The organism is Nostocoides jenkinsii Ben 74 (assembly GCF_001046875.1).
Taxonomy (GTDB): domain Bacteria; phylum Actinomycetota; class Actinomycetes; order Actinomycetales; family Dermatophilaceae; genus Nostocoides_A; species Nostocoides_A jenkinsii.
The window spans coordinates 3619479-3621479 of sequence record NZ_HF571038.1 but is presented as its reverse complement, the minus strand read 5'-3'; the positions used below and the strand labels follow the sequence as shown (position 1 = coordinate 3621479).

Annotated in this window: 1 protein-coding gene; it reads left to right on the top strand. The window is 74.0% G+C overall.

Translation table 11 applies throughout. From position 1 onward, the window contains the following. Nucleotides 1-2001 (top strand): discoidin domain-containing protein (locus tag BN13_RS19780; protein ID WP_048548435.1); only part of this gene is annotated, 2001 nt, incomplete at both ends.

The window sequence follows — 2001 nt, the reverse complement described above, 5'->3', positions numbered from 1 at the left end:
CCGCGCCGCTGACGGCATGGCCCGCGGCGTCGGTGCCGGCCGTCTCCGGGGCCGCCGAGGCCCTCGCGGCGTTGCACGAGAGCGGCCTCGTGGACGGGCCGGTGATCTTCGACGGGGACGGCGGGGCCGCAGCGGGCGCGCCCCGCGTCGAGACCGACACCTACCGGGCGCGCCACCGCTGGTTCGGAGCCGTGCGCGGGCAGGACGCGAGTCGCGGGCTCACCGCAAGCCAGGACGTGGGTGCTCCCGACTACCGACCGTGGGGAGATGAGTCGCTGCGGGCGGTCACGGCATACGACGGCATTGCGGGGGTGGCGGCGTCCTCGGCGCTGTCCGACGACCTCACCTGGACCGGCCTCCGGCCTGCGAATCGTCCGTATGCCGCGCTGGACGCCGACCCGAGCACCGCCTGGCTCACGCTCGGTGACGCACGGCCGCGCCTGACCATCACGCGGCCGACCGCGCAACCCCTCGACGCGGTCACCATCACGCCCGTGAGCAGCGAGCTCCAGCGCCGTGGGGCGGTGGCGGCCGCGCGGGTGCGAGTGACGTCGGGGGAGCGGGTGATCGAGTCGGACCTGGCACCGGGCGCACCGACGCGCATCCCGTTGCCGGGCTGGTCCGGCGCCACCCTCACCGTCGAGATTCTCGCCACGGTGACGGGAACTCCGGCGACGACGGTGACCGGACTCGCCGACGTCTCGGTTCCCGGCGTGACCCCGCGGGAGTATGTCGCCTTGCCGTCCCCTCGGACCGCCGGACCGCTTCACGGGGTGGTCCTGCGGCGTGATCCGGCGCTCTTCGACGAATGCGTTTTGGCCGATCCGGGCATCGCGTGCGGCGACAGCGGCTTCCGGGCGGCCGAGGAGACCTCGGTCCTCGACCGGCGGATCGTCCTCGACCGCGCGCAGACGGTGACGGCGTCCGGGCAGTTGCACGCCGATCCGCTCGCCCCGCGGTCGGGCCAGAACCCGACCTCCACCTCCACCTCGGGCGAGCCCGCGGTCACGGTGGCCACGAGCAGCACGCGCAGCCTCGGCCTGCCGGGGGCGCCGGAGGCGCTGCTCGACGATGACCCCGCCACCGCGTGGAGCCCGGCGGCCGGAGACGACAGCCCGCGGATCACGCTGACGCTGGCCAAGCCCGCGCGGCTGGGTGACGTCCGGTTGGCGGTGCGCGGCGACTGGCTGACCGAGAACCACCCCACCGTCGAAGTCACCCGGGACGGCGACCACCGGTTCATTCGGCCGCATCGCGGCGGCTTGCTGCGACTGCCCCCGATCACCACGGGGAATCTGGTGGTGCGACTGCTCAGCGATGCCGGCGCCAACGCGTCGGCATCCCTGGACATCGCCGCACTGACCGTCGTGGGCCTCGACCTCCCGGCTGCCTCGCCGTCCGTCGACGCCGCGTGTGGCGCCGGTCCCGACTTCGTCGTGGACGGTCGCCCCATCCCAACGCGCGTCCAGGGCGACCACCGAAGTCTGGTTGGCGTCGGGTCGTTGTCCTGGCAGGCCTGCGCTCCGGTGCAGTTGAGCGCGGGTGCGCATCGGATCGCACTCGGCCGCTGGGAGGGCGCGGGCCCAGTCAGCATCGTGGTGCGCTCCCAGGAGGAGGCCGGTGCCTCGCCGCAACCCGGCTCGTCACAACCCGGCTCCTCGGAAAACGCTTCATCGCAATTGGGCCAGGGCGTGACGATCGAGACGCGCGCCGAGCCCGGTGGTGGGTTGACCGCTCACCTGCCCGCCGGCCCGGAGCGGCTCCTGGTGATGACGCAGAACACCAACCCCGGCTGGGAGGCGCGGCTCAACGGCACCCTGCTGCCCGTGCGGACCGTTGACGGTTTCCGCCAGGGCTTCGTCGCGCCGGCGGGGGCGTCGGGGCAGTTGGAGATCCGGTTCGCCCCCGACGGGCCCTATCGCATGAGCCTGGTGATCGGGCTGCTGCTCGCCCTCCTTATCCCGGCGGCGCTGCTCATCCCCGCCGGCCCGGCCCGGCAGC